The 26081-nt window shown below is 38.7% G+C and carries 29 protein-coding genes; 20 read left to right on the top strand and 9 right to left on the bottom strand.

From position 1 onward, the window contains the following. Window positions 1–180 precede the first annotated feature (180 nt). Window positions 181–987 carry a pyrroline-5-carboxylate reductase gene (proC, locus tag IQ236_RS01960; protein WP_190519789.1) on the top strand — a complete coding sequence of 269 codons (807 nt, stop codon included), beginning with the start codon at window positions 181–183 and terminating at the stop codon, window positions 985–987. Between the two features lie 187 nt (window positions 988–1174). Then, window positions 1175–1669, top strand: a complete 495-nt coding sequence (locus tag IQ236_RS01955; protein ID WP_193867719.1) for an Hsp20/alpha crystallin family protein — start codon at window positions 1175–1177, stop codon at window positions 1667–1669. A gap of 17 nt (window positions 1670–1686) precedes the next feature. Here the strand turns inward: IQ236_RS01955 and IQ236_RS28285 are convergent, their stop codons facing one another. The 3 genes from IQ236_RS28285 to IQ236_RS28275 are packed head-to-tail and all read right to left on the bottom strand — an operon-like array spanning window position 1687 to window position 2874. Further along, complete coding sequence (locus IQ236_RS28285) at window positions 1687–1947, bottom strand: zinc ribbon domain-containing protein (protein WP_407676131.1); 261 nt, start codon at window positions 1945–1947, stop codon at window positions 1687–1689. Between the two features lie 15 nt (window positions 1948–1962). Further along, a complete protein-coding gene (locus IQ236_RS28280) occupies window positions 1963–2091 on the bottom strand; it encodes a hypothetical protein (protein WP_407676130.1) in 129 nt (42 codons plus the stop codon). 9 nt (window positions 2092–2100) lie between these two features. Continuing rightward, window positions 2101–2874: an RNA-guided endonuclease InsQ/TnpB family protein gene (locus IQ236_RS28275; RefSeq protein WP_407676129.1), complete on the bottom strand. Its 774-nt coding sequence runs from the start codon at window positions 2872–2874 to the stop codon at window positions 2101–2103. Window positions 2875–3118: 244 nt separating this feature from the next. On the opposite strand from IQ236_RS28275, the gene map reads away from it, so the two are divergent. Beyond that, window positions 3119–3883, top strand: a complete 765-nt coding sequence (gene map, locus IQ236_RS01945) for a type I methionyl aminopeptidase (protein WP_193867718.1) — start codon at window positions 3119–3121, stop codon at window positions 3881–3883. A gap of 55 nt (window positions 3884–3938) precedes the next feature. On the opposite strand, the gene fabG is transcribed toward map, so the two are convergent. Continuing rightward, entirely contained in the window at window positions 3939–4706 is a 768-nt protein-coding gene (gene fabG, locus IQ236_RS01940; protein WP_193867717.1) for a 3-oxoacyl-[acyl-carrier-protein] reductase, read from the bottom strand. A 126-nt stretch (window positions 4707–4832) separates the two neighbouring features. Between fabG and trxA the strand changes: the two genes are divergently transcribed. Further along, a complete protein-coding gene (gene trxA, locus IQ236_RS01935; RefSeq protein WP_193867716.1) occupies window positions 4833–5150 on the top strand; it encodes a thioredoxin in 318 nt (105 codons plus the stop codon). A 101-nt stretch (window positions 5151–5251) separates the two neighbouring features. On the opposite strand, the gene IQ236_RS28130 is transcribed toward trxA, so the two are convergent. Together IQ236_RS28130 and IQ236_RS01925 are read right to left on the bottom strand one after the other, a co-directional pair. Continuing rightward, window positions 5252–6412, bottom strand: a complete 1161-nt coding sequence (locus IQ236_RS28130; RefSeq protein WP_322744064.1) for a RusA family crossover junction endodeoxyribonuclease — start codon at window positions 6410–6412, stop codon at window positions 5252–5254. A gap of 39 nt (window positions 6413–6451) precedes the next feature. Next, entirely contained in the window at window positions 6452–7234 is a 783-nt protein-coding gene (locus tag IQ236_RS01925) for a 2-phosphosulfolactate phosphatase family protein (RefSeq protein WP_190519801.1), read from the bottom strand. A gap of 124 nt (window positions 7235–7358) precedes the next feature. On the opposite strand from IQ236_RS01925, the gene IQ236_RS01920 reads away from it, so the two are divergent. The 16 genes from IQ236_RS01920 (at window position 7359) to IQ236_RS01845 (ending at window position 24130) form a co-directional block, all read left to right on the top strand. After that, on the top strand, window positions 7359–8540 hold the full coding sequence (locus IQ236_RS01920; RefSeq protein WP_193867715.1) for a lipid-A-disaccharide synthase-related protein: 1182 nt from the start codon (window positions 7359–7361) through the stop codon (window positions 8538–8540). A gap of 8 nt (window positions 8541–8548) precedes the next feature. Next, entirely contained in the window at window positions 8549–9967 is a 1419-nt protein-coding gene (gene dacB / locus IQ236_RS01915; protein ID WP_193867714.1) for a D-alanyl-D-alanine carboxypeptidase/D-alanyl-D-alanine endopeptidase, read from the top strand. A gap of 117 nt (window positions 9968–10084) precedes the next feature. After that, window positions 10085–10939 carry a formyltetrahydrofolate deformylase gene (purU, locus tag IQ236_RS01910; RefSeq protein ID WP_190519806.1) on the top strand — a complete coding sequence of 285 codons (855 nt, stop codon included), beginning with the start codon at window positions 10085–10087 and terminating at the stop codon, window positions 10937–10939. A gap of 20 nt (window positions 10940–10959) precedes the next feature. Further along, complete coding sequence (locus tag IQ236_RS01905) at window positions 10960–11505, top strand: hypothetical protein (RefSeq protein WP_193867713.1); 546 nt, start codon at window positions 10960–10962, stop codon at window positions 11503–11505. Next, on the top strand, window positions 11502–12587 hold the full coding sequence (locus IQ236_RS01900) for a M20/M25/M40 family metallo-hydrolase (RefSeq protein ID WP_193867712.1): 1086 nt from the start codon (window positions 11502–11504) through the stop codon (window positions 12585–12587). The genes IQ236_RS01905 and IQ236_RS01900 overlap by 4 nt, the downstream gene beginning before the upstream one ends. Before the next feature lie 21 nt (window positions 12588–12608). Continuing rightward, window positions 12609–14438 carry an ABC-ATPase domain-containing protein gene (locus tag IQ236_RS01895; RefSeq protein ID WP_193867711.1) on the top strand — a complete coding sequence of 610 codons (1830 nt, stop codon included), beginning with the start codon at window positions 12609–12611 and terminating at the stop codon, window positions 14436–14438. 123 nt (window positions 14439–14561) lie between these two features. After that, window positions 14562–15680, top strand: a complete 1119-nt coding sequence (gene wecB, locus IQ236_RS01890) for a non-hydrolyzing UDP-N-acetylglucosamine 2-epimerase (RefSeq protein ID WP_193867710.1) — start codon at window positions 14562–14564, stop codon at window positions 15678–15680. Between the two features lie 38 nt (window positions 15681–15718). Continuing rightward, the gene (crn3, locus tag IQ236_RS01885) at window positions 15719–16048 is read left to right on the top strand and encodes a CRISPR-associated ring nuclease Crn3/Csx3 (protein ID WP_193867709.1); all 330 of its coding nucleotides are present in this window, start codon (window positions 15719–15721) and stop codon (window positions 16046–16048) included. Window positions 16049–16097: 49 nt separating this feature from the next. Then, window positions 16098–18419 (top strand): type III-A CRISPR-associated protein Cas10/Csm1, encoded by a 2322-nt coding sequence (gene cas10 / locus IQ236_RS01880; RefSeq protein ID WP_228041370.1) that lies wholly within the window; start codon window positions 16098–16100, stop codon window positions 18417–18419. Further along, on the top strand, window positions 18400–18957 hold the full coding sequence (locus tag IQ236_RS01875; RefSeq protein WP_193867707.1) for a Uma2 family endonuclease: 558 nt from the start codon (window positions 18400–18402) through the stop codon (window positions 18955–18957). The genes cas10 and IQ236_RS01875 overlap by 20 nt, the downstream gene beginning before the upstream one ends. 31 nt (window positions 18958–18988) lie before the next feature. After that, window positions 18989–19531 (top strand): type III-A CRISPR-associated protein Csm2, encoded by a 543-nt coding sequence (gene csm2, locus IQ236_RS01870; protein ID WP_193867706.1) that lies wholly within the window; start codon window positions 18989–18991, stop codon window positions 19529–19531. Beyond that, the gene (gene csm3, locus IQ236_RS01865; protein WP_193867705.1) at window positions 19528–20496 is read left to right on the top strand and encodes a type III-A CRISPR-associated RAMP protein Csm3; all 969 of its coding nucleotides are present in this window, start codon (window positions 19528–19530) and stop codon (window positions 20494–20496) included. The genes csm2 and csm3 overlap by 4 nt, the downstream gene beginning before the upstream one ends. Further along, entirely contained in the window at window positions 20493–21566 is a 1074-nt protein-coding gene (csm4, locus tag IQ236_RS01860; RefSeq protein ID WP_193867704.1) for a type III-A CRISPR-associated RAMP protein Csm4, read from the top strand. The genes csm3 and csm4 overlap by 4 nt, the downstream gene beginning before the upstream one ends. 13 nt (window positions 21567–21579) lie before the next feature. Then, a complete protein-coding gene (csm5, locus tag IQ236_RS01855) occupies window positions 21580–22872 on the top strand; it encodes a type III-A CRISPR-associated RAMP protein Csm5 (RefSeq protein WP_193867703.1) in 1293 nt (430 codons plus the stop codon). Window positions 22873–22874: 2 nt separating this feature from the next. Next, window positions 22875–23657: a CRISPR system precrRNA processing endoribonuclease RAMP protein Cas6 gene (cas6, locus tag IQ236_RS01850; protein WP_193867702.1), complete on the top strand. Its 783-nt coding sequence runs from the start codon at window positions 22875–22877 to the stop codon at window positions 23655–23657. A gap of 146 nt (window positions 23658–23803) precedes the next feature. Beyond that, window positions 23804–24130, top strand: coding sequence for a DEAD/DEAH box helicase (locus IQ236_RS01845; RefSeq protein ID WP_193867701.1), 327 nt, complete (start codon window positions 23804–23806; stop codon window positions 24128–24130). A gap of 109 nt (window positions 24131–24239) precedes the next feature. On the opposite strand, the gene IQ236_RS01840 is transcribed toward IQ236_RS01845, so the two are convergent. The 3 genes from IQ236_RS01840 to IQ236_RS01830 form a co-directional block, all read right to left on the bottom strand. Next, the gene (locus tag IQ236_RS01840; protein WP_193867700.1) at window positions 24240–24854 is read right to left on the bottom strand and encodes a Uma2 family endonuclease; all 615 of its coding nucleotides are present in this window, start codon (window positions 24852–24854) and stop codon (window positions 24240–24242) included. Window positions 24855–25123: 269 nt separating this feature from the next. Then, a complete protein-coding gene (locus IQ236_RS01835) occupies window positions 25124–25462 on the bottom strand; it encodes a cupin domain-containing protein (protein ID WP_193867699.1) in 339 nt (112 codons plus the stop codon). 38 nt (window positions 25463–25500) lie between these two features. Then, window positions 25501–26010, bottom strand: coding sequence for an SLOG cluster 4 domain-containing protein (locus tag IQ236_RS01830; RefSeq protein WP_193867698.1), 510 nt, complete (start codon window positions 26008–26010; stop codon window positions 25501–25503). Window positions 26011–26081 lie beyond the last annotated feature (71 nt).

Below are 26081 nucleotides of genomic sequence, written 5' to 3'. Positions count from 1 at the left end.
GAGGGGATGAGGGGACAAGGGGGAGAGGGTTAACTTGTGTAAAAACGCGGCTGGTCAAGTTCAGACCGTAGGCTCTAAGTAAATCTAACCACTGATAACTGATAACTGATAACTGATAACTGTTCCCTATTCCCTGTTCTGTAGCATTAATTTCAGGATTTAATATTACAAGTTTAATTTATGTTTAAATTAGGTGTAATTGGTGGCGGGGTGATGGGAGAAGCTCTCATCTCCCGCTTAATTTCTGCTCATATTTATCAACCTTCTGAAATTATTATTAGTGACCCTCAACAAGAGCGTCGCAATAGTTTGGCGCAACAGTATGGTGTTGTTGTAACGGCTAATAATCAGGAAATAACTCAGGCAACGGAAGCTCTTTTATTAGCGATTAAACCCCAAATTTTTGAAGCGATCGCAACGGAATTAGCGGGGGGTGTGACCTTAGGAGTGGATACGGTTGTTTTGTCTATTTTAGCAGGAGTTCCTCTTAATAAATTAGAAACGGCTTTTCCCAAACATCCGGTGATTAGAATTATGCCCAATACTCCAGCGACCGTCGGGGCGGGTGTAAGTGCGATCGCCTCTGGAAAATTGGTGCACCCCCCCCATTTAGATCTCACCAGACGCATTTTTCAGGCCGTTGGAGACGTGGTAGAGGTGTCAGAGGCTTTAATGGATGCCGTCACCGGATTATCGGGTTCTGGCCCTGCTTATGTGGCGATTTTAATTGAAGCTTTAGCTGATGGAGGTGTCGCGGCTGGACTTCCTCGCCCTATTGCCTCTAAATTAGCGTTATCAACGGTATTGGGAACAGCCCAACTCCTCTCACAATCTAACTTACATCCAGCCGAACTCAAGGATCGTGTTACCAGTCCAGGGGGAACTACCATCGCCGGAGTTTCCCAACTGGAAAAAGCGGGATTTCGTTCAGCTTTAATAGAAGCGGTCAAAGCTGCAACTCAACGGTCAAAAGAGTTAGGACGTTAATTGACGGGTCAGTGCTTCCCCATCCCCAGTTCCCTACTCCCCACTGATAACTGATCACTGTCAGGGAAGTACGACTTAAGAGTACGGTTTTTTCCATTTTAGGTTTTGAAGAAATCATCCATTATTAGAGATGTAAAGCAAAGCAATTCCTAAACAAAAACCTAAACAATCTCAAAGGAGAACACTAATGATGCTGTTAACTCGTTTTTCTTTTCCCGGTTTTGCAGAAATTGAAAACATTCAACGTCAAGTTGATCAAGTTTTAGATGAATTAACCCAAACTCAAGTTGCTACAGACTGGACTCCGGCGGTACAACTGGAAGAAACTTCAGAACAGTATATTGTTCGCGCTATTATCCCCAATTTAGATAAAAATGAATTAGATATTGAAGTCGCAAAAAGTGGGGTTGCGATTTCGGGTAAAACTCTTGAAACCGAAGTTTCTGAAGGTCACAAAATCACTCATTCTGAATTTCCTGTCGGCCAATTTCATCGAGTAGTTCCCCTTAATGAAGCCATTGTGCAAACAGAAGTTCAAGCTGAATACACTGACGGAATTCTAACCGTTACGTTACCGAAAGCACCGGAAGTGATTCATCGCGTTGTTAAAGTGAATGTGAACTACTCCGACTCGCTACGCGCTCGGTCGGAGTTTCCTGTCCAACAGAAAGCACAACAGTAGATTTCTTGCGTCCTCCACTATTGCGTCTGACATCTGGACAACAGGCTGACTCGCGCTTTTCCTAACGACAAAAAACGCAGTCCTTCATCTCTAATATTTTTGGCAGCGTTGATATCTCGGTCATGATTTGTTCGACAATGATTACAAGTCCATTGTCGAACATCTAAAGGCAGACTATCAACCACGTTCAAGCAATGATTACAAGTTTTTGAGGAAGGGAAAAATCTATCAATTTCTAAATAGATTTTCCCTTCTTGTTCTGCTTTGTAGGACAGCATCGTCTGAAATTGACCTCATCCAACTTGAGCAATTGCTTGCGCTAAACAGTGGTTTTTGACCATCCCTTTGATATTTAGATTTTCACACACAAGTAGAGACGTGCCATGGCACGTCTCTACGTTTTCGTCGTACAGACGCGCCATGGCGCGTCTCTACCTGCGTGATAGCTTATGGTGAAAATCCTCACGGCATCGAGTCATTTTGTTGTGAACTTTAGCTACTTTAAGTCTGGCTTTAGATCGATTATTTGAATCTTTCTTTTTGCGAGATAATGATTTCTGTTTAATCTTAACATTGCGCTCATGGTTTTTCAACCATCTAGGATTGGCAAATTTACTACCATCTGAAGTGATACAGAAATCGTTTAATCCCATATCTAAACCAATCGCCTTACCTTCAGATGAAGGATTGGGAATCTCCTTTCCATCCTCAAATAAAACAGAAGCATAATATTGATTACACTTGTTTTTGGTGATAGTTACAGTTTTAATCGCTCCCTCTATAGGACGGTGAATTTTAGCAAATATTTCACCAATTTTGGGAAAGCATAAACTATTACCACTGATTCTTACATTTTGAGGATAAGATAAAGATTGTTTCCCGTGTTTAGATTTGAATCTAGGATAGTCTGCACGTCTTTCAAAGAAGTTAATGAACCCTCGACTAAGGTTTAAGCAAACAACTTGCAAGCATTGGCTGTAGGTATTTTTCAACCATTCATATTCTTTCTTGAGAGCGGGTAATTGTTTTTGTAAGTCGTAACGTGATAATCCTTTCCCGGTTTGCTTATATGTTTGATTGGTCAAGTCTAAAAAACGATTCCACAGCCAACGAACCGAGCCAAAAGCTTGAGCTAATAACTCTTGTTGTTGAACTGTGGGATAGATTCTGACTTTGACCGCTTTAAGCATCTTACCAGGAACCACGTTTACGATAAAATGCTAACAAACGAAGTTTCAGATTGTCAAGATGCTCATCGCACTTTTTATTTTTCCAAAATTCATCCCCACCCCGATCAACTGAGGGTGAGGATGAATTTTGGAGTTTTGTTAAACTCTGAATCTCAATCATAATCGCAAGGGTGGGCATTGCCCACCTTTTTTTTGATCTGTGATACTTTAATATAAAGGCTGACAACTTGCGAGATACATTCAGATTTTTAACAAACAAATGGGAAGTGACACAATTGTTCTTTTATCCCGCCGAGAAATTGAAAAAATGCGTCAAGCAGGACGTCTGGCGGCACAACTGTTAAATCATCTGGAACCGATGATTAAACCGGGGGTCAGTACCCTAGAACTTAACGATGAAGCGGAACGCTGGACACAGGAACATGGTGCTCGCAGCGCTCCCCTAGGGTATCACGGATTCCCAAAATCAATCTGTACCAGTGTTAATGAAGTCATCTGTCATGGTATCCCAAACGCGAAACAGATTCTTCAAGATGGAGATATCATCAATGTAGATGTTACCCCGATTTTGGAGGGTTATTATGGTGACGTCTCTCGCACCTTTTTTGTTGGAACACCCTCTCCCGTGGCTCAAAAATTAGTCGAAGTCACGGAAGAATGTTTAAGACGGGGTATTGAAGCGGTTAAACCCAATGGACGCATTGGCGATATTGGGGCGGCGATTCAAGACTATGCGGAAGCCCACGGGTTTTCGGTGGTGCGGGATTTTGTCGGTCATGGGGTGAATACAGTCTTTCATACGGCGCCTCAAATTCCCCATTATGGAGAACGGGGAAAGGGAAAACGTCTGCGTCCAGGGATGGTTTTTACTATTGAACCGATGATTAATGAAGGAACCTGGGAAGCTAAAGTTTTAGATGATGGTTGGACAGCCATTACCCGTGATCACAAACTCTCGGCCCAATTTGAACATACCGTTGCGGTGACAGAAACAGGGGTAGATATTCTAACCCTAGCCGAGTAAATAAGTAGAGACGTTGCATGCAACGTCTCTACGGGGACTCTAGCCCCAATTTGATTTAAGCCATTACCATTCCGCCATCAACATTAAACACTTGACCCGTAATATAAGCTGCTGCTGGGTCTGCGGCTAAAAAGCGAATCATTCCCGCCACTTCTTGCGGTTCACCATAACGACCCAAGGGAATAAATTTGAGAATTTCTTCCGTATTTTTCAACTCTTTGGTCATATCTGTAGCAATAAATCCAGGCGCAACCGCATTCACCGTTACCCCCCGACTCGCTAATTCTTTGGCTACTGTTTTTGTAAACCCAATCACCCCCGCTTTGGCTGCACTATAATTGGCTTGGCCGGGGTTGCCCATTTGTCCCGCAACAGAAGTAATATTAATAATTCGTCCCGACTTTTGTTTGAGCATAATTTTACTAGCAAGGCGAGTGCACAGAAATACCCCAGTTAAGTTCAAATCAATCACCGCTTGCCAGTCTTCGGGCTTCATTCTTAACAGTAAAGTATCACGGGTAATCCCGGCATTGTTCACTAAAATATCAACTCTTCCCCAGGTTTCGGTGACTTTGTTAAATAAGGTATCCACTTGATCTACTTTGGACACATCTGCTTGGAGTGCGATCGCTTCTCCCCCCGCTTCTGTAATTTCAGCAACCCCTTCATCTGCGGCGGTCGAAGAACTCGCGTAATTGATCACCACTTTAGCGCCTTCTGTAGCTAATGCCAAGGCTGTCGCGCGACCAATACCCCGTGATCCCCCCGTGATGATCGCCACTTGTCCTTTTAAGTGTTGTAGATTTTCGGGTAAAAGTTCCATTCAATTGTTTCTCCAACTGTTATTCCATCAAAACTCATCATCTCAGATTTGAGTTGTCCCGTTAAGACAAACCTGATTTGGGAAGAATCGCTATAATTAAGGTGAAAAACTGTCTGGTGATGAGCTATGGCTGTAAAACAAACCTTTAATAGCTTTCAAGAATTACTCGACCATTCCAATGTTCCGGTGTTAGTGGATTTTTACGCAACGTGGTGTGGCCCTTGTCAAATGATGACTCCTATTTTAGAAGAAGTCAATCAAGAAATGAGTCAACAAATCCAAATTGTTAAAATTGATAGTGATAAATACCCGGAACTTGCGTCTCAATATCATATTATGGCATTGCCTACCTTAATGTTATTTAAAAATGGTCAACCCGTTGGTCGCCATGAAGGGGTTTTACGCTCACCAGAACTGGTTCAATGGGTGTATGGTTTACTGTAATTTATCGGGGTAGTAAGTCTAGACATTCTCGGTTTTATGAATTATTTTAGGGGGAATATTACCGAATATTCCCCTTTTTTTATTCTTCGGAAATCCTAGGCTTACAAAGGTTCAATTTCAATATAAACCCCTGTTTTTTTAGAATCAGGATCAAATTCAACGCTTAATTGCGGTAAACAACTTAAACGGTCATCTATTAAAACCCCAGCACCATTTAACGTTAACGCATCTAAACACGCACCTGCTAAATTATCAATATCGGAATTTGTGCGATGATTTCCTAATAAGCGAATCATAATAGCAGCTTTCCGCAAAGGAATTTTATGGGTAATATTTTGTTCTGAAATTTGTCGATAAATTTCTACTTCTGCACGATTTCGCCAAGCGCGATAACGGGGAGGTAAATAAGTTCCATTGCTGGTTACTCTAGGACGTGCTTTCGGAACAACAACCCCAGGAATCATAAATTTAATAATTTCCGATGATTTTTTAACAGGTTCAGGAGGTTCAATTGGCTCAGGTTCTGGCGGTTTAATTTGAGTAAATTCAACATCAATAATTGATTCTTGGGGATTAATAGTAATTCGAGTTACCGGAGATTCTAAGACTTCTGACTTTTCGGGAATTGGAGAATTTTTGAGGGGGGAAGATTCCCCAGTTAAAATCATCTCAAACCCGGGTAGAGACGCGCCATGGCGCGTCTCTACAGGGGGTTGGGGAATAAGGTTTTGAGGTGCAATTTGAGGGGATTTAGGGGAAAGAGTTTTAACCTCATCCGTTGAATTTTGAGGTTGATCATCTGGTAAAATGGGCTTAACCGGAAAAACAAGAGTTTTTGAGGGGTTCGGATTAGAATCAATAGTTGAGGAAAAAACACTAGGATTCACCCCAGGCATTTTTTTAGCAATTTGCATATACATGGCGGCGGTTTGGGGGGAAAACTTAAAATGTTCGTTAAACCAAACTTGCCAATGTTCAGGGGATAATTGAGCTTGAACGTGCAGCAACCATTCTCCAGCATTGCGCGCATGAATCAAGGAGGTTTGTGGAGTGTCTAAACATTGTTGATGTTCCTGATTAATGCGTTCTGCAAAATCATCTAAGGTGGGGAGAACTTGAGAATCACTGAGAATTTGCAAATAGGTTGACAACATTAAATAAAAGTTTTGAATTTCAACAGGAAGTCGGTGATAATTTGCCCCCATCCAAGAGAAAAAGGGGAGAGTTAAAGCATTGGCATGGGGGTTAGAAGGTTGATTCACCGACGAGATATTCAGTAATGATTAATTCCGAAAGTTGAGTTAGGCGTTGGATTCTTCCATCCAAAACTGTAAGCTTTGTTTTTTGATGTCCGATTTCATTAAAACTCCCGGTTCTTTCTGCATGGGTAATATATCTAAAATATCGGTTTGAGCGCAATATTTCAAGTCATCATAACACCCTAAACGTAATAACCGTTGACCATGACTGGCATGATTTAACAATTCAAACAGTTTATTTTGCCATTGAGAATATAATGCAATTGCCCCAAACACTTCATCATTGCCCGCAAAATCATCTAAAGGATAACCCATTTCATTGACTAAATTCTGAGCAATTGCTCCCGCGCAGGCGGTGTCTTCGAGGGAATAGCTGCCTTCCCAACCGGAACCTAAGACCCAAACGGTTTCTGGTTTTTTTGTGATCAGATATTCTACAATGGCCCGTCGATTAATAAAAGCGGCGGTTAACACGACAGCAGCGGCTTGAACTCGTTCTAAACTGCGGGTTCCATTGGTCGTGGTCATAAATAATCGTTTGCCTTTCACCACTTCTGGGGTACAACTTAAGGGAGAATTGCCTAAATCAAACCCGTCTACCATTGCACCCCCCCGTTCACCGACGCGAATTCGTTTATCGGCGGGCCATTTTTCACTCGTTTGCATTAAGGCATCAATATCGCTGAACACTTGTACCGCCTCGGCTCCGGCATTTAAGGCGGTGGCGATGGTGGTTGTCGCACGTAACACATCCACGACAATTGCACAGTCGGGAAGAACATTCGCAGGGGCTAGTTCAGGAGTATGATAGACAAAAAATTTCACGGTTGGGACTGTGTTGGATAAAATTGTCAATTTTTATTTTACATAGAATTGGCTCAAAAATTGAACGTAAAATTAATTATATCTTAAATCGATGACTATTTTGAGATTATTTTAGCACAAAAACATGAAAAATAAAACTATTTTATTCTTAAGTAATGGTCACGGAGAGGATACTTGTAATGGAGAGATTATTAAACAGTTATTATCTTTAGATTCTACCGTAAAAATTGCGGCTGTTCCTATTGTTGGAGAAGGTCAGGTTTATCGTCGCTTAGGGGTTCCGATTCTCACCCCTACTCAAACTTTACCATCGGGGGGATTTTTATATATGAATCCTTTTGTTTTTCTGAAAGATATTACATCGGGTTTAATCGGATTATTGTGTAAACAATTACAAATTATTAGGAAAGAAGTTAAAGAGTATGATATTTTAATGGTGACTGGGGATATTGTTGTGGCTGCGATCGCTTATTTCACCCAAAAACCTTATATTATTTTTCTGTCTGCCTATTCTAGTTATTATGAAGGAAAACTCAATTTAGGGTTAATTCTTCCTTATTTGCTGAATCATAAGCGTTGTTTAGCCGTCTTTACACGGGATCAGTTTACCGCCAAGGATTTACAAAAACAAGGGATTAAAAAAGCTCAATTTGTGGGAACTCCCATGATGGATAATCTTACCCCAACAAAAGTTAATTTAAACCTAGATTCTAACTTTACTAGGGTTGCTATTCTTCCGGGTTCTCGACTTCCTGAAGCTCTCAATAATTTGAAATTATTATTAAAATTAGTTGAATTGATTGATAATAAGAGTCTGCAAAAAATTCAATTTCGAGTCGCTGCTGTTCCCGGTTTAATGGTAGAATTAGATGAACTAGCACTATCATTAGGTTGGCAACACCAAAGCAGAACATTAATCAGTAAAACAGGGTTAAAAGTGATGTGTTATTGTGATAGTTTTGCCGACATTTTAAACGAGGCTGATTTAGTTCTAGGAATGGCTGGAACTGCTAACGAGCAAGCGGTGGGACTGGGAAAACCTGTGATTACAATTTCCGGTAATGGCCCTGCCTTTACCTATCGATTTGCTGAAGCGCAGTTAAGATTATTAGGATTATCGATTCAATTAATTGGAACGAAACCTGCGGATGATATTATTTTAGATAAAGCTGCGGAAACAGTAATACAAACCTTACAAAATTCCGACTATTTAAAATCCTGTTTAAGAAATGGGGAAGAACGCATGGGAAAACCAGGAGGAAGTTTAAAAATGGCTCAATTTATCCTAGAAAATTCTAAATTTTAAAAATAATCATGAAAAAAATATTATTCGGTGGTTTAATCTCGTTATTAACAGTATCTCAACCCGGTTTGAGTCAAACTGAAAAAATCTGTCCAGCAGAACTAGAACCCGCCATTAATACCCTTATAAATCGTCCCCAATTTCAACAATCTCGCTGGGGAATTTTAATCGAAACCTTAACCCCCAGTACAACCCTTTATAATCGAGATAGTCAATATTATTTTATTCCCGCTTCAACGGTTAAACTGTTAACAACGGCTGCGGCTTTCCAAAAATTAGGCGCAAATTTTAAAATTAGAACCTCAGTTTATGGGGATAATCAAGGGAATATTTATATAGTCGGAAGAGGTGATCCCAATTTAACCGAAACTCAACTGAAAGATTTAGCACAACAGTTAAAAAATAAAGGGATTAATCAAATTAATCAATTAATTGCGGTCGATGGTTATTTTACAGGTTCACCCATACATTCTACTTGGCAATGGGAAGATGTACAAGCAGGTTATGGTGCACCCATTAATAGTTTAATCTTAAATCAAAATTCCTTAGATTTAATGCTGTCTCCCCAAGGGGTCGGACAACCATTAAAAGTAACTTGGGTACGTCCAGAACAAGCAACAGGTTGGACAATAGAAAATCAAACCAAAACGGTTAACAAAAATGAACCCGAATTTGTAGATATTGGACGAGATTTAACTAAACCCATTATTCGAGTTTCAGGACAATTAAGAGTCGGTGCAGAACCTGAACCCGTTTATGCCGCCCTTGTTGAACCGACGGAGAATTTTATTCAAGAATTTAAGCAGGTTTTACTCAATTCAGGAATTCAAGTTTTGCAAACCTCAATTGCGGCTAATTTTTCCTATCCTTCAGAAGAATTAGCCTTTGTGGAATCTCCCCCTTTATCTGAATTAATTAAAACCCTAAATTCAGAAAGTAATAATGTTTTTGCTGAATCTCTCTTAAGAACTTTAGGGGTACAAAATTCTCGGTCTGATAGTGTAGAATCAGGATTAAAAGAAATTCAATTAATGTTAACCCAATTAGGCGTTAATCCCCAGGGTTATCACTTAGTTGATGGTTCAGGACTCTCTCAGAATAATTTAGTTACTCCTTTGGCTTTAGTTCAAACTTTAAGACTAATGACAGGTTCTCCCGTTACAGAATTATATCAAAATTCCCTCCCCGTTGCAGGAATCAGTGGCACATTAAAAGGACGATTTCAAGATAGTTCGGCTGTCGGAATTGTCCAAGCAAAAACGGGAACTTTAACCGGAGTTTCATCCTTAGCCGGATATATTTCTCCCCCTGATTATCAACCGTTAGTTTTTAGTATTATGATTAATCAAACTCACTTACCCACGTCAGAACTCAGAAAAGCTATTGATGACATTGTATTATTATTAACCCGCTTAAAATCCTGCCCTTAACCTTTGTTTTTGCTCCCTTTCAAAAGGGTAGCTAACCCATAACAATATCAGGAATGGGCTGAAGAATAACAACAAGTTTTTGATATAATTTTGATACTATTTTAATCCGACTTGAGAATGAACGTACCCACAGCCACTTTATTAGTCTCTTGTCCTGACCAAAAAGGGTTAGTTGCTAAAATTGCGAATTTCATTTACTCTAATGGGGGAAATATTATTTATGCTGATCAACATACGGATTTTACGGCTAACATTTTTTTAACTCGAATTGAATGGCAATTAGACGGATTTAATTTACCCCGTGATGTCATTGCACCTGCTTTTAGTGCCATTGCTAAACCCTTAAATGCCCATTGGCAATTGCATTTTTCCGATACCATTCCTCGGTTATCCATTTGGGTGACAAAACAAGATCATTGTTTATTAGATTTACTCTGGCGATGGCAAGCTCAAGAACTAATAGCAGAAATTCCCTTAATGATCAGTAATCATTTAAAATTAAAACCCCTTGCTGATCAATTTGGGATTGATTTTTATCATTTACCCATTACAGCAGAAAATAAATTAGAACAAGAAGCTCAACAGTTAGAACTCTTAAAAAAATATAAAATTGATTTAGTTGTTCTTGCTAAATATATGCAGATTTTAAGTCCTCAAATTGTCGATAATTATTCTAAAATTATCAATATTCACCATTCTTTTCTCCCGGCTTTTGCGGGTGCAAATCCCTATCAACGAGCCCATGAACGGGGGGTTAAAATTATTGGGGCAACCGCCCATTATGTCACGGCAGATTTAGACGAGGGGCCAATTATTGAACAGGATGTTGTGCGGGTCAGCCATCGAGACACCGTAGAAGATTTAATTAGAAAAGGTAAAGATTTAGAACGATTGGTTTTAGCGAGGGCCGTTCGTTTACACTTACAAAATCGCGTGTTAGTCTATGGAAATCGAACAGTTGTTTTTGCCTAAATTCTCAAAAGGATGATCCCATGAGCCAAACTTTACAAGAGTTACAAACAGAATGGAACAGCATTAAAGCAGAAGTTAATGCAATTAAATTTCAATATGAAAGTTTGCGAAATAAGCGTTCTAACCTTCATGTTACGGTCTTATTTACCTCAGATTCTTCTCCAGAATCTCTAGCACTCCTACAACAACAAACTCAAGAAGAAGCTAATCGCTGGTCATTGGATTTACAACAACTCGATCAAGAAATTCAAGCCACTCGTATTAAATTAAGACAAATTCGTGCTAAACTAGCGGTTAAACAAGCACAAATCTATCGATTTCAAGCTCAACAAAATTGGATGAAACTGAAACAACAGTATGAACGCATTAATCAATTATCAAATTCTTTAGAAGCCGAAATTTTATCCTTCTATAAAACGGCTGGAAATTTTTCACCCCTTCCTGAAGAATGGCTTCCTAAACACCCTCAATTATTAGAGATAGAAATGACTCATATTCCTTATATTCAATCGGAAGAAAAACAATTTAAGCTAATGGGTAAACCGATTGATTTTAATCGCGAATGAAGGTAAAGCAGTGGATTCATTTTTTTCTCGGTGGGGTGATCCTGATGGGGGTAATCCTGGGGTTTGTGCAAGGATTAGCAGAGCAGCAAATTCCTTCTAAACTGATTCCCCTTGAGAGTCCTAAAACCCCAAACCTTGAAACTTTTTCAAGTTCTTCAATTTCTCCTCAATTCAATCAAATTAATCCCACTAAATTATGGAAGCATATTCAAGTTTTAGTAGGAGAACGATATCAAGAATCTGACCGAGAACGGGTGAGAAATTATTTAACCCAGCAATTAGAATTATTGCAGTTGTCTCCCCGTTTACAATCCTTTAAACAGGGGGTTAATATTGTTGCTCAACGTCTAGGAACCGATCCAAAAGCAGGAGAAATTGTATTAGCTGCTCATTATGATACAGTTCCGAATTCTCCCGGTGCAGATGATAATGCTAGTGGAGTGGCTGTTGTTTTAGAAATTGCCCGTTTATTGGCTGAAAAATCCACGCCTAAAACCTTAACGATTGTCTTTTTTGATCAAGAAGAAGTTGGACTTTTAGGCAGCTTTGCCTTTACCGGAAAGCCAGAAAATCTAACACATTTACAAGCTGCTATTATATTAGATATGGTGGGTTATGCTTGCCACACTCCGGGCTGTCAAACCTATCCCCCGGGATTAACAGTAACTCCCCTTTTAGAAGCAGCCGGAATTGAATTTCCAGATCGGGGAGAATTTTTAACCGTAGTTGGAGAAGTTCAAAATTTACCCTTATTAAAAGTCTTTCAAGCTGTCGATCAATCCCTGAGACTCTCAACTTCTTCATCCCTAAAAATTCCCCCCTTAGTAACGCTTCCCATTCCCTTAAAAGGTTTATTGACACCCGATGTTTTACGCAGTGACCATGCGCCTTTTTGGTATCAAGAAATACCAGCCGTTTTACTGACAGATACGGCAAATTTGCGATCGCCTCATTATCATCAACCCAGTGATACCCTCTCTCATTTAGATCCTGAATTTTTTGAAGGATCAGCCCAAATCATTTATAATGTCATTGTTGAACTTCTGAACAGTCAAACTGCTTTTACGGTTTCCCCCTCTTAATCATCAACCTATAAAATAACGATGAATACTAAAGAAAACCTACAACGGCTCTTATTAGATCTCGATAACCGAGGTTACAAAGCTTATAAAGATATTTTAGGAACTTATGAATTCCCCGATTTTACCTTAATTATTGATTATGTCCAAGGTGATCCCTTTGCAGCACCCAGTAAATTTCGGGTTCATATTCCCCCAAATGTTGCCGGATTTCCCCCGGAATTATACCGCTCCCGCAGCCGTGAAATAGCCCTCCGCGATTATCTCATTCGTGAATTTGACCACACAGCACGGGAGATTAGTAGTCATCGAGGAACAGGCAAAAGTGGCATGATTGCGGTGACAAAAATGGGTCAGGAAATCCTGGAACGCACATCAGCTTCATTGATTACCATTACCCCCCCTTCTCCTAAACCAATTATAGGGGGAAACCCGGCATTACAACGCGCTCATCCAACACTTTCAACTTCAGAAAAAGGCATTGAAATGCGCTTTTTTGTCGGACTTCCAGCACGGGGACGGAACATTTTAGGCCGTCAAGCAGCGATGATGATTTGTGATGATATTCCGGCAATTGTAGACCGAGCTTTACGATATCAAAACTTAGATGGGGAAGCAATTAAACGTCACGTTGAAATAGTGGAAGATGCGGATTGGTTGCGAGAACAATTAGCCGAAAAAGAGTTAGTTGCTTTTGTTGCGAATGGCGCAATTTTACCCCGTCGAAGTGGGGTTGATAGCCGTCCTTTAGAAGACAATGTGATTGCATTTCAATCCCCAGAATCCTTAGAATTAGAGTTTAATTGTCCCAATCAAGGGATCATTAAAGGGCTGGGAATTCCCAAGGGGATTACTTTAATTGTAGGAGGCGGTTATCATGGAAAATCAACATTATTAAATGCAATTGAATTAGGGGTTTATAATCATATTCCGGGGGATGGTCGAGAATGTGTAATTACTAATCCCTCGGCGGTCAAAATTCGGGCAGAGGATGGTCGCAGTGTGTCAGGCGTTGATATTTCTCCTTTTATTAATCAACTGCCTCAAGGTCGTTCTACCAGCGAATTTTCTACTGAAAATGCCAGTGGAAGTACCTCCCAAGCTGCTAATATTATGGAGGCATTAGAAGCTTTAGTTTTAGCTGAAAAACCAGAATCTTCCGCTATTCCTGCGGTGTTATTAGTCGATGAAGATACGGCGGCAACAAACTTTATGATCCGCGATCGCCGAATGCAAGAATTAATTGCTAAAGATCAAGAACCGATTACCCCTTTTATTGATAAAGTTCGACAACTTTATACGGATCATAATGTTTCTACTATTTTAGTCATGGGCGGTAGTGGAGATTATTTTGATGTGGCGGATACTGTAATTGCAATGGAGAATTTTCAGGCGCTAGAATTAACGGCAAAAGCTAAAGAAATCGCCCGTGAATATAGCACAGGTCGCACCTTAGAAGGGGGTGAAGCATTTGGGGTTATTCGCCCTCGAATTCCCATTTCTGAAAGCTTAGATCCCAGTCGTGGCCGTTGGGATGTTCGGATTAAAGTTCGAGATGTAGATGAGGTATTATTTGGAACGGAAGATATTGATGTTTCTGCGGTAGAACAAATTGTTTCTAAAGACCAATTAAGAGCGATCGCCGCCGCAATGGTTTATGCTAAACAAAACTATATTAATGGGGAGAAAACATTACCTCAAATTTTAGATGCTGTTATGCAGGATATTGCCACAAAAGGGTTAGATGTTATCACTCCCTTTCCCCAAGGAGATTTAGCAATCTTTAGACGGTTTGAATTAGCCGCAGCGATTAACAGAATTAGAACCTTAGAAGTCAGCACCTTGCTTGCTTAAGGGGGGATCACAGAGTTAAAATCCCCAGAAGGGGAAATCAAACCATCAAAGTCCCCCTTTTTAAGGGTGATTTAGGGGGATCTAATAACCCGTTTAATCATTGATTTTTTATTTTTAATAATTATGTCAAATCTGCAAATTCGAGTCAATGTAGTGTTTGGAACTCGCCCAGAGGCGATTAAATTAGCACCTGTCATTCAACAGTTAAAACAAACCCCTGGGTTTGAAACGCAGGTGATTTTAACAGGTCAACATCGAGAGATGGTTTCCCAGGTGATGACGTTATTTAATTTAACGGCAGATCACGATTTAAACATCATGCAGCCACAACAAACCTTGACGGATATTACCTGCGGAAGTTTACAAGGATTAGAAGATTTATTTAAACAATTTAAGCCCCATTTAGTCTTAGTTCAAGGAGATACAACAACGGCTTTCGCGGCGAGTTTGGCGGCGTTTTATCAAAGAATTCCCGTTGGTCACGTTGAAGCAGGATTACGCACCAATGATGTGTTTAATCCCTATCCTGAAGAGGCAAATCGTCGGTTAATATCTCAGTTAACACAATTCCATTTTGCACCCACAACTCAAGCCGTTCAAAACTTAAAAAATTCCGGGGTTTTGGGAGAAATTCATCATACGGGAAATACGGTCATTGATGCTTTATTATCCGTTGCCCAAAAACAACCTCAATTGCATATTCCTGAATTAAATAATAATCCCTATCGGTTAATTTTAGCAACGGTTCATCGTCGAGAAAATTGGGGAGAACCGCTTCAGGGAATCGCTGAAGGATTTTTACAAATTCTCAATAAATTTCCTGATACGGCGTTATTATTACCTTTACATCGAAACCCAATAGTGAGGGAACCCTTAACAGAACGATTAGGAAATCATCCCAGGGTCTTTTTAACAGAACCGTTAGATTATACGGAATTAGTAGCAGCGATTGATCGTTGTTATTTTTTATTAACAGATTCGGGAGGATTACAAGAAGAAGCACCGAGTTTAGGAAAACCGGTTTTAGTGTTAAGAACAACAACAGAACGTCCTGAAGCCGTGGAAGCAGGAACAGCTAAATTAGTAGGAACAGAGGCGGCGGATATTTTTACAGAGGCAAGTGTATTATTAAAGAATGAAATTGCCTATCAAAATATGGCAAATGCGATTAATCCCTTTGGGGATGGTCAGGCTTCAGAACGAATTATTAATATTATTAAGTTAAACTATGTTAAATTTTAAGCTTTCCCCTAGCTGTATCACTTCTATTCTTCTCAGTTATGAACGTTATTGAATTAACCCTTGTTCCCCATCAAACCCCGTCGGGTTTATCTTATCAACAATTGCACGTTGAAATTACCAACGAAAACGGCATTATTACTCCGGCTGATTTAAAGGGTTTGAAATTACCGAAAAAGATTGATTGGACACAAGGAATTGTCATCGAAGGAAAAGCACCGATTTGGTTGTATGGGTATTTAGTTCATGAGTGTCATCCGGCGGCTTGGGTGGGCTGTTATGACCCGCGTTTAGGGATTGTTGTTGTGGCGACCCATACCCCAGATGTTTCGATTTCTGATGTGTTTAAAGTGAATTTGTTTGATGAATAACTCAAAGCCATTGCAATTTTTATATCAGTTATTTTTTGAGGAATTGATGATGAACACTCATGATGTTGCTTTACAAGTAATGCAAGACTCCATCAATATTTTAATCCGATGGACTGAAGCGAATTTATCTTGTAAACCCTCAATTCATCCAAGAGATAAAGCTGTAATTAAGGCGAAAAACTATCTAAACTGGTCAGATAATTTAATGCCTCAAGCTTTGAAATTATTATTTGATTTTGTTGATTTTTCGGATAGAGAAAATCAGCAAGAATTACCTCAACATTATTATCCTGTTGGTGCGATCGCAGATTTTGATCCAGTTATTCCCTATCCTTTAGAATCAAAACCTGATTTAAGTGATTATCAAAAAGTTGTTAAAACTGCTTTAGAGAACCTTCAAACGGAAGACTGGGAAAACCTATCGTTATTAACCCTATTTGTGGAAAAATATGGATCTTGTCTTAGCTATGGAGAATCTAATATTGCCTTAACTGATCTAGCAAAATCAACGGCTGCGATCGCTTCTGCGTTAGTTGATAATGATAATCCTGAATCTGATGAAATTGCTTTAATTGCAGGTGATTTATCGGGAATTCAAAAATTTATTTATACCATTTCTTCTGAAGGTGCATTAAAGTCTCTACGCGCTAGAAGTTTTTATTTAGAATTAGTGGCTGAGGAAATTGTACAGCAGCTTTTGGAGAAATTAGATTTACCTCGTACCAGTGTTATCTATGCTGGAGGGGGTAATTTATATATATTAGCGCCTTCTCACCAGAATACTCAAAATACTGTTAATCAAGTGCAATCAAATTTTAACCGATGGTTGAAAAACAAATTTCAAAGCAAAATATTTTTAGCGCTTGCTATTTCTGAGCCTTTCCATGCCAAAGATGTATTCGCTTTCAAAGATGCAATCAGTAATAAAAGTAAATTTGCTGAACATTGGGAGAAAGCGATTATAAAAGTTAATCAGCAAAAATCTCAAAAATTTATCAATCAAATTGATGATTTACTGAAAATAAAGGTAAGTTATGAACAAAAATGTCGGGTTTGTCATCGAGATGACACAACAAATTTAAAGGAAGTTGAAAATGATGATGGTGAGTTGATTCTCCAATGTCTAACTTGTCGAAAAATTTCTCAATTGGGTAGTCAGTTATTTAAAGCTACAATAGTTGTGCGATCAAAACGCCAAGACATCCCAGGTAAATTAGAAAAACTATCTTTCCATTTTCCTCATTATCATCGCCACTATCATCTTTTTGAGAACAAAGACAGTCTGCCAGAATTGCAAGAGCAAGAAACTGTATTTTTTATCAATAATTGGGAAACTAAAAACTATCAATTTAAAAATTCAGTTCCTTTCTTGTTGGGTAATTATGGTCAAGAAAGTGAAGAGGAAAAGCCAAACTTTATCCGAGCTAATGAAATGGCAAAAAAAGCAAAAGGGATTAAGCGAGTAGGTTATTTACGCATGGATGTAGATAACTTAGGTAAAATTTTTGCTAAAGGTTTTCAAAACAAGACAATTCAAAACTTACCTCGGATTACTGGACTCTCCCGTTTAATGACTTATTTTTTCAAAGTTTATCTGAATAGTTTAGCAAAAGATCGCTGTGTAAATTTACCGAAAGGAACAGAGAGTTTAAACTTAGGAGATCGCCCAAATTTATTGTTTATTTATGCCGGAGGTGACGACTTGTTTATTAGTGGAACATGGAATGAAATCGTAGATTTTGGCTTTGATATTTATCAAGCATTTCGAGGTTATACAGGTTATAATCCTAATATTACGCTTTCAGGAGGAATTAGTCTTGCTGATGTCAAATTCCCTCTTTATCAAGCAGCCAATGAATCCGGGGAAGCTGAGAATAAAGCTAAAGGAAATGGACGAGATAGTTTAGGATTATTTGGGGAGGTATTCAAATGGGATGAATGGTTAGGGAATTATCAATCACAAGTAATGGATGAAGAAATTAGAACTTATCTCGGTGCAGAAAATTTACCGAGTTTATTCGGTATCCTACCTTTCGTTAAAAAACTCTACAATATAGAAAATCAGAATTACTCCCGTAGCTTTGTGAGGAATTTACTAGCTACGGCTCAAGTCCAAAACCAAATGATTAAGGAGATTGAAGAAAAACATAAAAACCGAGATTATCAAGGTCAAGAGCGAGATATTCGCTACTATTTACACTTACCCAAAATTGCTTATACTTTGGCGCGACTTCCTAAGCAAGTGCTAGAAGATGATGAGGAATTTCGTAAGTCTTTAAAGAGTCCCTATAATGCACCTTATTTTCAAGCTATTGCCACTTGGATAGAGCTACTTAATCGTAAGGAAAATTATGATTCAAGCAACGACTAAAACCAAATTTACTTTTGAAGAATACCTTCATTATGACGATGGTACTGATAACCGTTATGAGTTGGAAGATGGAGAATTAATTCGGATGAATCCACCCACATTTCGCCATGCGTTTATTATTAGCTTTTTGACTGATGCGTTTATGGCAGAAATTAGAAAGCTTACTTTACCTTGGATCACGTTATCAGGAATTGGAGTCAGAACATCTGTTAATCGTTCAAGAATTCCTGATATATGTGTGATTAACAGAGAAGAAATTTCCAATTTTGATGTATCTGCTGTTATGGAATCCGCCCTAATAGCAGTAGAGATTGTTAGCCCAGAATCACGAACTAGAGATTATCGATTTAAGCGCTCTGAATATAGTGTAGTTGGCATTCCTGAATATTGGATTGTCGATCCTATAGAGCAAAAAGTTACTGTTTTAACGTTAGTGGAGGGATTTTATGAACAAATAGAATTTAGAGGAAATGAGAGAATTGTTTCGCAGACGTTTCCAGAATTAGCGTTAACAGTGGAACAGGTATTGCACGCTTAATTAATTTTTGTTTAACTTGCAAAATCAGACTATGACAGAATCACCTAAAAGACCTAATTCTTCACCTAGACCCGAACAGCCAAATAAACATCATCCGTCTAGTAATAGTCAAAATTCCCAGAGTAAACCTGATGCTGAACAGCAAAGAAGTGAAGATATTGTCACTGTAATAGTGAGTACAATTGACCAATTGAATAAGGGTTTAAAAGAGTACAAAATACAGAAGTTAGTTGAGGACACAGAAAAGCTAGGAAAAGAGCTAGTTATAAAAGGTTTAAAAACTAATCAAATCCGTAAATTTTTGGATGCTGTTAAGCGCTTTAAAGTTCAGCAAGGAGCCAATAAAGAAGATTTTGAAAAAGGTAAGGATGAATTACATATTTTAAGATATCAACTTGCCTACGCTGCTGCTCGACAACAAAAAAACAAAGATCCTGGGCCAGTAGAACCTTTAAAAAAGGTTTTAGAATCTGCTATTAAAAAAGTAGATGATTTAGATGATTTTAATCGTTTTGTTCAACTAATTGAATCAATTGTTGCCTATCACAAAGCTGCTGGAGGAAAAGATCAATGACTACATCAACGACTAATAAACCCCAAAAACAATTGCTTGGGAAGCTTTATATTAAAAGCATTCTGTTAGTAGAAACAGGACTTCATATTGGGGGAGGAGGAGAAACTCTTAATATTGGGGGACTTGATAAACCCGTCATTCGTGATCCAATTACTCAGCATCCTTATTTACCAGGTTCGTCAATTAAAGGGAAACTTCGCGCAATTTTAGAACGATTACTCAACAAGCCTCTTAATCGTTTCGGTGGGAGTGGAACCTACCGTTATGAAAGTGATGATTTAGCTGATGGGGTCACAGAAATTGACAAACAATATATCAAATTTCAAGGTGCAAAGACTTGTGAAGTTTCTCGTGTTTTTGGCTCTACAGGGGTCAAGTGTTGGATTGAAACAGAGGTAGCTCGTCAAGAGGGACTGCTTGATAATAAAAGTGAGAAAAAGCAGATTGATGGCAAAGAATATGTCAAAGTTACAGGTCGTAATGCACCAGCACGCTTAATTGTACGAGATTGCCATTTAATTGATGAATCTGTGCAAAAACTGAAAAAAATTGACACCGGTTTATATATGACTGAGTGGAAGTTTGAAAATGGACTTGATCGGATTACAGCATCCGCTAATCCTCGACAAGTTGAACGAGTCCCCAAAGGGTCAAAATTTAACTTTGAGATGGTTTATACTGTTGAAGATGCCGATCAAGCACGAGTCGATTTAAGAAATATTCTTCGTACAATCTTTGTTTTAGAAGATGATGCTTTGGGTGGGCATGGTTCTCGTGGTTATGGCAAAATTAAGTTTGAGAATCTGGAATTTTCCTATCGAGATTATGAGGGAATCAGCGAAGCGGGAAGTAGTGAACTCAGTTTACCGTCATCAAATAAACTATCAGGGATTGAAGATACTAGCCAATTACCTGATAAGTTTGAGGATATCCAAAAACTTTTGCCAAATTCACAGGAAAAATGAGTTACTGGAAATTATTTAAACTGAAATTTGAAGGGAATCCCGTTCACTTTGGCGAATTGGGAATTGGGATGGAAGAAACGAGCGATCGCATTCACTCAGACACCTTATTTAGTGCTTGGGTGAGTGCCTATGCTCGGTTATTTGGGAAAGATGCTGTTGAGGAACTCTTAAAAGAACTTGAAGCCAACTCAACCCCATTATTTCGCTTAAGTTCTACCTTTATCTATCGACAAATTAACGGGAAAACGATTTACTATTTACCTCGTCCGTTTAAGCGTCCTTTTAATTACCTAGAGTCTAAAAACGAGCTAGACTTTGCCAAAGAGTACAAAAAACTCCATTATTTACCCTTAGAAATTTGGCAACGCTGGTATCAAGGTGAGGGATGGAGAAAGAGTGATGAAAAGGAACTTAAAGCTAAGGCTAAAGCAAGAAAGGGAGATAAAATAGATGGAGAATTGACAAAAGCAGGAACATTTGATTATGGTGAAGCTATCAAAAAGGGTAAAGTTCCTAAAATAGCAGTTGATCGCATCACGAGAGCGACGAACATCTATTACACCAATTTCGTTTACTATCAAGAAAATTCCGGTTTATATTTTCTTGTTAAATTCACTAATCCAGAATTTGAAAATACTTTTTTGAATGTTTTAAACTTTCTGGGTGAAGAAGGAATTGGGGGTGAACGTTCGAGCGGCGCGGGACAATTTAAGGTTGATAACAGTAGCATTGAGTTAACTCCTGAATGGGAAAAAGTTGTCAACTTTGATCAGGGAAAATTTCATAGTTTGATTAGTCTGTTTTGGGAAAATCCTCTTGCTTCTGACTTGCTAGATCGAGAGGGTAAATTAAAAGAAGAATCTAGCTATGAATTGCTGCGCCGAGGGGGATGGGTTTCGTCTTCTCCTTCAGGAATTCAGCGCCGTCGGAAGTCAATACAGATGTTTGCGGAAGGTTCGGTTTTTGCCGTTATACCAATGGGAAAACTCGCAAATGTAACTCCAGATGGTTTTACCACTCATCATGTTTATCGCAGTGGGATTAGTTTAAGTTTACCGATTAAAGTATAGGTCGAGTAAAAGTATGGTTTCTACTCCTGAAAATGCTCTGGTTAAACCAGAAGTTTACGAAACAAAACGGATTCAACTAAAAAGTCCAATTCTACATATTGGTTCGGAAGTCTCTAAACTGAGTCCGTTTGAATATGTGCAAACATCAAATCAAGTTTATTTGCCCAATTCCGATCTATTAGCAAAAGCTTTATATCAAAGAGAAAAGTTACAAGAATATATTCGCAGAATTGAAAATCGAGAAGAGATTACTAGCTTATTAAAAGAAGCTTTTGGGGAGAATTGGCAAAATAATGAACAACTAGAAGCAATTTTTCCAAAGACGGGGATTAGTCGCAAGTGGACGGAAGAAAAAATTAGCGATTTGCGTCCAATGATTCGTAATGGTTTCGGACAGCGTTATATTCCAGGTTCTTCTATTAAAGGTGCAATTCGGACGGCGATCGCTTATTACTTACTCAAACACAGTGAACGTTATCAAGTACCCCAAAATAAACGAGTTAGCGCAATAGAGTTAAAGCTACGCGAAACAATGGGAGAAGTTAGAAGAAATAGCAAATTTGCTGATGATCATATCTTGATGAATGAGTTATTTTCTAACTATTCTCTATCATACCAGGAAAAAGCAATCCGGTGTAATTCTCAAAAACCAAATACAGATTTTATGCGTGCTGTTAGCGTGACAGATACACAGCCATTGCTAGAAGAAAAAACTTTAAACAAGAAAGGTCAAACAGTTGTTTACAATTTTCCTGTTGCAACGGAGGTCATAGTTTCTAGCTATTTTGAGGGAGGTAAAGCCAAGTATAAATCTCCTATTTATACAGAAATGGTTAGAACTGTCAAAACAGAATTTACACTTAGCATTGATTTTGAAATGTTGTCCTGGTTTCAGCACTGCCAAGGAATGCAGATCCCGTTTAAAAACATTGACGGGATTCTGAAAATTTGTCAAGAATTTGCTCAAGAACAATGGGACTATGAACATGATTATTGGGAAGAAATAAAAGATAATCAAAATGCTAAAGATAATAACCGTCAGCCTATTAATTTAGACTATTCAAAAATTCGGGAATTGTACGAACTAGAAAAGTGTCCATTTTCGCTCCGAGTGGGTTGGGGAACTGGGATGATAGGAACAACAGTTAATTTGTGTTTTGATGATGAGTTAAGAGCGGAAATTCGTGATAATTGTAGTCCTAATAAAGCTCCAGGTTTTGAGGCTCCCAAGTCCAGAAGAGTTGTAGCCGGAGTGGATAGAGAGATTAAATTTGCGCCGGGTTGGGTTAAATTTAAGGTGTTATAATTATGCTAATTCGTTCGACTTGGACGCTAAAAGTCTCTGAGCCTACTGTATTACCTCGTTCCTATAATTTAGAATTGGTTAAAAATCTCCATAATCGCTTAGGTTTAGAAATAGGAAAAGACGAGATACCATCTGTTACCTATTCTAGTCTGCTAGGGATTTGTTCGGCTTCTAAAGATTTTTTAACTTTTTCTCCCGATCAGTTTTATCAGTTATCGATTTGCGGGTTACAGGCGGTGTCATCAAAAGCGATCGCATCCCTCGATCTTTCCGCCGGGTTAGAGTTTTTGGGTGCAAAGTTTGAAGTGTGCGATCGCCAAGATCATATCACCAGTTATGAAGAACTTTACACCCGTTTAATCGCTAACGAACCTGAACCCATTCACCGCTTTAATTTACAGTTTATTACCCCTACTGCTTTTGCTCAAGGACATAACCACTTACCTTTACCTTTGCCAAGTTTAATGTTTCGCAGTTGGCTAGAAAGATGGAACGAATTTGCACCCGTTTATTTAGGAGGGGATGAATTAATTAGTTATTTGGAAAGCGGTGTTGCTATCAAACAACATAAAATCAAAACGAGTTTACATCAGCTACAAAGAGGATATACGATCGGTTTTACGGGTCAAGTGACATTACAAGTTCTCCGTTATGTTGAGCCTCTTTTAGCGAATGTTGCTCACTTATTGGTTTGTTATAGCCAGTTTGCAAGTACAGGGATGAAAACTCGGTTAGGTATGGGTCAGACAACTGTAGATGAAGGGATTAGAGAGTGCAATGGCTAGTCAAAAAAATTTGCTATGCTTAAAATGTAATTTTTTGGAGGGCTTTATGCCTAAGTACCAACTCAAGGAGATTAAGGATGACTGAACCTCATTTCCTTAATGATATTTAATCATAAATCGCTTAATCATTATTAATCAGGGATTAGATGATCTTTCTCAATATTGACGAATGTTTTTACACTCTCACCGAACATCAACCCCGTCACTTCCAACAGCAAACGATCGCCCACCTTCTCAACCGCCAAGACGTGCTTCTACGCGCTCCTACCGGGTCAGGAAAAACAGAAACGGCGATCGCCCCTTTTCTCTTTGCTAAACCCCTAAAACGCGATTTTCCCAATAAACTCATCTACGTTGTTCCCTTAAGAACCTTGGCTAATAGTCTACGCCAACGGACAGAAACCTTAATTAACAATTGGTCAAATCACTATCCTTTATCTCGACCGTTAACTGTTACCTTGCAAACGGGATAAAACCCAGAAGACCCCCGTTTTGAAGGAGATATCATTTTCTGTACTATTTGACCAACGTTCTGTGCAGCTGACTATCCTAGTTTAACTTTCTTCGCAATAAACATAACAATTAAACATTTAAGATTTGTTCAACGGTTAATTGCAGTTCCGGGAAGGTAGAAGATAAAATTAAATCTAATCCTTGATAAGATTGACGTTGATAACTTCCTGTTTCATCAAGTTGATAAACAAAAATAGTCGGAACTTTAGGATTTCCTAAATAAGAACGAGATGCGATCGCTAAATAATCTACTATCCAATATTCAGAAATTCCCAACCGTTGATATTCATCTAATTTATCGACATAATCATCTTCCCAATTTGTTGAAACTACCTCAACCGCTACCTGAAGCGGATCAACAAATGCAGTATAAGCATTGCGATTTAATTCCCGTAGGGTTCGATCAACAACACTCACATCCGGTTGTCTTCCTTGTTCTGTTCCGGTCGGGGTTAATGTCCTAATGACAATTCGATCAGAAACTCGATAGTTAAGATCACACCGTTTAACTTCATTTTTAAACGCATCAGCAATAAAATCAGCAATATCTTCATGCTGTCGAGTCGGTAACGTTCTCACAATTTCTCCATTTACCAGTTCATAACGTCCCGCTTTATCAGGGAGTTGTTCTAAAAATTGTCTAAAGGTGAGTTGTTGTTGAGTTGGAATTGAGGTTAGAGTCATGGCGAAGTATGAAGAACTCCACTAGCAGATATTTTAAGAATAACTTCTCAAGTCTGAAAGTTGGCAGTTATGACAGTTATAGTAATACATTCCCTCCGGTGCAATATTCGGTGTTTGAATGTCCGTATTTTATTTGATCATTAACTTACTAAAGATTTTGTGCGCGATAAAGAGCGTTTAGCCTTTCAACTAATAGAATCCCGTTCGCGGGACTGAAACCCAAAGATTGACCATTGAACTACTGTTGAAAGACAGCCCTGAAGGGCTTACTACGGGGTGCGTAAGCCAAAATAAGTTAAAATTAAATCGGTATTTCCTATGTTGGTGACTTCGTGAACTTCCCCAGGTTCCACTGCAATACAAACCCCTGGTTTTAATTCATAATCTGTACCATTAATCGCCATATTTCCTAAACCCGATTCTACAAAAAAAACTTCACACATATCAGCATGGGAATGACCTCCCGCCACTTGTCCGGGGGCAAAACAGGCTTGAGAAAAATTGGTTAAATGGGGTAAATCTCCTAAACTCAACATCACCTTTTTTTTAATCGCTGGATTATGGGAAACTTCCTGTTCTGGAATTTGGTTTAAATCGGTTATTTTCATAAAAATTAAACATACAATTTATTTTAATTTTACTAAATTTATGTTGTTTTGTCAATTAATTTAGCTAAACAATCTTTAACCGTTTGAATAGCAGATTCAGGAGAATTCACAATAAAAACTCGTTTGGGGGCTAAAGATTTAAAAAAACTTTGACTTTCTAAGTTTTGATTTAATAAAATAACACACTTATTTTGTTTAATTGCTAACGCAATTTCGGAAGCAGTTCCGGCTCCCATTCCACAAGCAATAATAACATCAGAAGATAACACATTAATAGTATTTCTAGCCTGACCTAAATTGGTAAAAATCGCAATATCTACCGCCTTAGACATTCCTTGACTATCCCCATTCGGTAAAATTCCCAACGTTAAACCCTTAGCTAATTTTGCCCCTTGATTAGCCGCTTCCATGACTCCCCTATTTCGACCTCCTGTTAATAAAACCCATCCTGATTCAGCAATCAATTGACCCAATTGATACCCATAATCAACATCCAGGGGCGTTGCTCCTTCTCCCGGCCCCATAATACCAATGATAATTTTTTTCATAAATAATATGATAAGATGCCAGACATCTATTAATTTATAGCGATCAATCATCGCTGATTTCTAAACCTTGA

Source organism: Planktothrix mougeotii LEGE 06226, assembly GCF_015207485.1.
In the GTDB taxonomy this organism is placed as follows: Bacteria; Cyanobacteriota; Cyanobacteriia; order Cyanobacteriales; family Microcoleaceae; genus Planktothrix.
This window is presented reverse-complemented; position numbering and strand designations above follow the sequence as displayed.

Excerpts from the sequence above, each read along its gene's own strand:
- cas6 (WP_193867702.1), top strand. The coding sequence starts at position 22,875 with ATGCTAATTCGTTCGACTTGGACGCTAAAAGTCTCTGAGCCTACTGTA.
- IQ236_RS28280 (WP_407676130.1), bottom strand. The coding sequence starts at position 2,091 with ATGGCGCGTCTGTACGACGAAAACGTAGAGACGTGCCATGGCACGTCT.
- IQ236_RS01875 (WP_193867707.1), top strand. The coding sequence starts at position 18,400 with ATGATTCAAGCAACGACTAAAACCAAATTTACTTTTGAAGAATACCTT.
- dacB (WP_193867714.1), top strand. The coding sequence starts at position 8,549 with ATGAAAAAAATATTATTCGGTGGTTTAATCTCGTTATTAACAGTATCT.
- IQ236_RS01830 (WP_193867698.1), bottom strand. The coding sequence starts at position 26,010 with ATGAAAAAAATTATCATTGGTATTATGGGGCCGGGAGAAGGAGCAACG.
- IQ236_RS01955 (WP_193867719.1), top strand. The coding sequence starts at position 1,175 with ATGATGCTGTTAACTCGTTTTTCTTTTCCCGGTTTTGCAGAAATTGAA.
- crn3 (WP_193867709.1), top strand. The coding sequence starts at position 15,719 with ATGAACGTTATTGAATTAACCCTTGTTCCCCATCAAACCCCGTCGGGT.
- IQ236_RS01840 (WP_193867700.1), bottom strand. The coding sequence starts at position 24,854 with ATGACTCTAACCTCAATTCCAACTCAACAACAACTCACCTTTAGACAA.
- IQ236_RS01835 (WP_193867699.1), bottom strand. The coding sequence starts at position 25,462 with ATGAAAATAACCGATTTAAACCAAATTCCAGAACAGGAAGTTTCCCAT.
- IQ236_RS01900 (WP_193867712.1), top strand. The coding sequence starts at position 11,502 with ATGAAGGTAAAGCAGTGGATTCATTTTTTTCTCGGTGGGGTGATCCTG.
- purU (WP_190519806.1), top strand. The coding sequence starts at position 10,085 with ATGAACGTACCCACAGCCACTTTATTAGTCTCTTGTCCTGACCAAAAA.
- csm3 (WP_193867705.1), top strand. The coding sequence starts at position 19,528 with ATGACTACATCAACGACTAATAAACCCCAAAAACAATTGCTTGGGAAG.
- fabG (WP_193867717.1), bottom strand. The coding sequence starts at position 4,706 with ATGGAACTTTTACCCGAAAATCTACAACACTTAAAAGGACAAGTGGCG.
- map (WP_193867718.1), top strand. The coding sequence starts at position 3,119 with ATGGGAAGTGACACAATTGTTCTTTTATCCCGCCGAGAAATTGAAAAA.
- IQ236_RS28285 (WP_407676131.1), bottom strand. The coding sequence starts at position 1,947 with ATGCTGTCCTACAAAGCAGAACAAGAAGGGAAAATCTATTTAGAAATT.
- cas10 (WP_228041370.1), top strand. The coding sequence starts at position 16,098 with ATGAACACTCATGATGTTGCTTTACAAGTAATGCAAGACTCCATCAAT.
- csm4 (WP_193867704.1), top strand. The coding sequence starts at position 20,493 with ATGAGTTACTGGAAATTATTTAAACTGAAATTTGAAGGGAATCCCGTT.
- IQ236_RS01920 (WP_193867715.1), top strand. The coding sequence starts at position 7,359 with ATGAAAAATAAAACTATTTTATTCTTAAGTAATGGTCACGGAGAGGAT.
- csm2 (WP_193867706.1), top strand. The coding sequence starts at position 18,989 with ATGACAGAATCACCTAAAAGACCTAATTCTTCACCTAGACCCGAACAG.
- csm5 (WP_193867703.1), top strand. The coding sequence starts at position 21,580 with ATGGTTTCTACTCCTGAAAATGCTCTGGTTAAACCAGAAGTTTACGAA.
- IQ236_RS01845 (WP_193867701.1), top strand. The coding sequence starts at position 23,804 with ATGATCTTTCTCAATATTGACGAATGTTTTTACACTCTCACCGAACAT.
- IQ236_RS01905 (WP_193867713.1), top strand. The coding sequence starts at position 10,960 with ATGAGCCAAACTTTACAAGAGTTACAAACAGAATGGAACAGCATTAAA.
- proC (WP_190519789.1), top strand. The coding sequence starts at position 181 with ATGTTTAAATTAGGTGTAATTGGTGGCGGGGTGATGGGAGAAGCTCTC.
- IQ236_RS01895 (WP_193867711.1), top strand. The coding sequence starts at position 12,609 with ATGAATACTAAAGAAAACCTACAACGGCTCTTATTAGATCTCGATAAC.
- trxA (WP_193867716.1), top strand. The coding sequence starts at position 4,833 with ATGGCTGTAAAACAAACCTTTAATAGCTTTCAAGAATTACTCGACCAT.
- wecB (WP_193867710.1), top strand. The coding sequence starts at position 14,562 with ATGTCAAATCTGCAAATTCGAGTCAATGTAGTGTTTGGAACTCGCCCA.